Origin of the sequence: Sphingopyxis sp., assembly GCF_036402335.1 — a bacterium.
Lineage (GTDB): Bacteria > Pseudomonadota > Alphaproteobacteria > Sphingomonadales > Sphingomonadaceae > Sphingopyxis.
Genome location: NZ_DASWTD010000269.1, coordinates 1 through 2,397 on the forward strand (window position 1 = coordinate 1; position 2,397 = coordinate 2,397).

Genomic DNA, 2,397 nt, shown 5'->3' on the forward strand with positions numbered 1-2,397 from the left:
TCTCTCTTCGTCAATAATATCGGGAAGTGCCGCGCCTATGGCACGGGGTCGTAGCCGTGACCGCCCCAAGGATGGCAGCGCAATAGCCGCTTTGTCGCCAGCCAGCCACCCTTGATCGCACCATGACGCTGAAGCGCGGTAATGGCATAGGCGCTGCACGACGGCGCATAGCGGCAGGTCGGTGGCAGGATGCGCGAAGGACCGAGTTGCCACCCGCGCGCAATCAGGATCAGCAATTTCGCGATCATGAGAAAAGCCCGGAAAACTGCGCAACTCCACTCGCGATCCACGCTTTTCCTTCTTCGTCACCCCGGACTTGATCCGGGGTACCGCTCAGCGACGTTGAAAAGCGGGACCCCGGATCAAGTCCGGGGTGACGAGAAGCGGGAAGGGCAACGCTCATGACGGCTTTGCCGCCAGCTTCTTCGCCGCGCGTTTCAGCGCCGAATCGAGATGTTCGCCCAGTTCGGCAAACAGCATGTCGTTGGCGCCGGGACGGCCGATCAGCACATGGTCGGCGCCGGCAATTCCCGATTCGGGAAGCGCGGCGCGCGCGAGTTCGCGAAAGCGCCGCTTCATCCGGTTGCGGGTAACGGCGTTGCCGACCTTCTTGCTGACGGTATAGCCGATGCCCGGCGCATCGTCGTCGTCGCCGCGGTGGCGGACGAGCAGGACAAAGCCGGGCATGGGAAAGCGAAGGCCGCGGTTGGCGGCCAGAAATTCGCTGCGTTTTGAAAGCGTTCGCACCAGTGTTACTGGCGCAGAAGCGTCAGCGATCAGGCCGACAGCTTCTTGCGGCCCTGGGCGCGGCGGTTGGCGAGAACCTTGCGGCCGCCGACAGTCGCCTTGCGGGCGCGGAAACCGTGGCGACGCTTGCGAACGAGGCGGCTCGGTTGATAGGTACGCTTCATCGCGGTATCCCCAAATTCTCTCAAAAGGCTCTAACAGAAAAGGGCCGCCAAACGTGGGCGGCCACCGATGGGGGCGCGGATAAGCGAGAGTCGGCGCAAAGTCAATCGGCATTGGCCCGGTTTTCCAGCGTTTCGCCATCGACGGCCGCCAGCGCCTCGCGTTCGCGCTTTCGCGCTGCGCTCGTGCGCCGCATCAACCGGTCCGTCCAATCGGCGTAGCGCGGATGACGCCGTTTGAACCGCACATAAATCCGCTTAGCCCATGCGCTGTTCTGCAGGCACAGCATCAGGCCGGCAGGAAAAACTATAATAAAGCCGGGCCCTGGGATCGGGCCGATGATCGGAGCAACGATCATCAGCAGCACACCAAGAAGGAACAGCATGAGCCGGACCTGCGCGTTTGACCGCAATCGCTGGTAGAGGCTGCGTCTCGCCATGCGCGTCGATGTGGGGAGGCGTTTCGGCCCGCGCAAGCCGCGCCGGGCCGGAAAGTCAGTCGAGCGTGACGAAGCGTGCCATGTCGTCGCGTGTCAGATAGCGAACGTCGTCGAACGGCGTGCTGTTGGTCAGCGCGTAAAATTCGCGCGCCTTGGCGTCGTTCAATCCCATTTCACGGTAATAGCCCAGATATTCGGCATGGACGGGGTCGCTCGCCGGATAGTCGTTCGCCTCGCGGCCATATTCGTCGGCCCAGCTATGAACGCCGAATTCGGCATCGGCCGCGGCGCGGCGGGTGGTCCCGGCGAGCCACAATTCGACCGCGCCCGACCGGACCGAGCCGCCTGCCGGAACCACGGTTTCCATGCCCTGACGCCGGATTGCCCGCGCGAGGATCAGGTTGGCTTCTTCGTCGAGGCTGCCGGGGCAATCGACCATTTCGAGCCGCTTGAGCCCTGGGAAGGCGGCGAGCATCGCCGCGAACTGGCGCGGCGTCGCCGAGGTGACGTCGCCCGCCATGCGGACGGTGGCGCCGTCGATCACCGAAAAGGGACCGAAGTTCGCCTTGGCATGGCCGGGCGTCGCGAGCGTTGCAGCGGGCGCATAGCGCCGCGTTGCCGCGAAACCGGAGTCTTCGGCGAGCACTTCGTCATCGAGGAGCGCGGCGTCTTCGTCGACATATCCGGCGCCATCGTCGGCGGCATCGTCCCACGTCCACGTCACCGTCGTTGTGGTGACCGTCACGACCTGCTGCGCGTGCGCCGGCGCGAACGCGAGTACCGCCGCGAAAGCGGCGACGATCAGCATGCGCAAAAGGGTCGACGGCGGAACCATGGGTCCGCCTTCGCGCGTGCGCGCCTGCCAATTGGCAAACGGGCAGCGTCAGCGCGCCGTTAACCCCGATATGGGACGCACCGCTTCAATCGCGGTCGGGCGCGCCGAGCGGGAAATAGGCGCGGTACGGCCGGGCCTCCTCGACGCAGCGCGACACCGTCGGATGCGCGAGCAGGCGCGCGCGATAGGCGCGCAGATTCTCGTATTTCCCGTC

The 2,397-nt window shown here is 65.0% G+C and carries 5 protein-coding genes and 1 pseudogene; all 6 read right to left on the reverse strand.

Translation table 11 applies throughout. The features are described from left to right. Positions 1–35: 35 nt before the first annotated feature. Positions 36–248 carry a membrane protein insertion efficiency factor YidD gene (gene yidD, locus VGD20_RS08560; RefSeq protein ID WP_331134040.1) on the reverse strand — a complete coding sequence of 71 codons (213 nt, stop codon included), beginning with the start codon at positions 246–248 and terminating at the stop codon, positions 36–38. 151 nt (positions 249–399) lie between these two features. Beyond that, positions 400–687, reverse strand: coding sequence for a ribonuclease P protein component (rnpA, locus tag VGD20_RS08565; RefSeq protein ID WP_414714560.1), 288 nt, complete (start codon positions 685–687; stop codon positions 400–402). 89 nt (positions 688–776) lie between these two features. Further along, positions 777–911: a 50S ribosomal protein L34 gene (gene rpmH / locus VGD20_RS08570; protein ID WP_054586364.1), complete on the reverse strand. Its 135-nt coding sequence runs from the start codon at positions 909–911 to the stop codon at positions 777–779. Positions 912–1,012: 101 nt separating this feature from the next. Continuing rightward, positions 1,013–1,294: a hypothetical protein gene (locus VGD20_RS08575; RefSeq protein ID WP_331134042.1), complete on the reverse strand. Its 282-nt coding sequence runs from the start codon at positions 1,292–1,294 to the stop codon at positions 1,013–1,015. A 109-nt stretch (positions 1,295–1,403) separates the two neighbouring features. Continuing rightward, a complete protein-coding gene (locus VGD20_RS08580) occupies positions 1,404–2,183 on the reverse strand; it encodes an alpha/beta hydrolase (RefSeq protein ID WP_331134043.1) in 780 nt (259 codons plus the stop codon). Positions 2,184–2,268: 85 nt separating this feature from the next. Then, a pseudogene (locus VGD20_RS08585) lies at positions 2,269–2,397 on the reverse strand (glutathione S-transferase family protein); the annotation flags it as partial.

Bases quoted from the DNA above. Each gene is read 5' to 3' on its own strand.
- yidD (WP_331134040.1), bottom strand. From the start codon at position 248: ATGATCGCGAAATTGCTGATCCTGATTGCGCGCGGGTGGCAACTCGGT.
- rpmH (WP_054586364.1), bottom strand. From the start codon at position 911: ATGAAGCGTACCTATCAACCGAGCCGCCTCGTTCGCAAGCGTCGCCAC.
- VGD20_RS08575 (WP_331134042.1), bottom strand. From the start codon at position 1,294: ATGCTGTTCCTTCTTGGTGTGCTGCTGATGATCGTTGCTCCGATCATC.
- VGD20_RS08580 (WP_331134043.1), bottom strand. From the start codon at position 2,183: ATGGTTCCGCCGTCGACCCTTTTGCGCATGCTGATCGTCGCCGCTTTC.
- rnpA (WP_414714560.1), bottom strand. From the start codon at position 687: ATGCCCGGCTTTGTCCTGCTCGTCCGCCACCGCGGCGACGACGACGAT.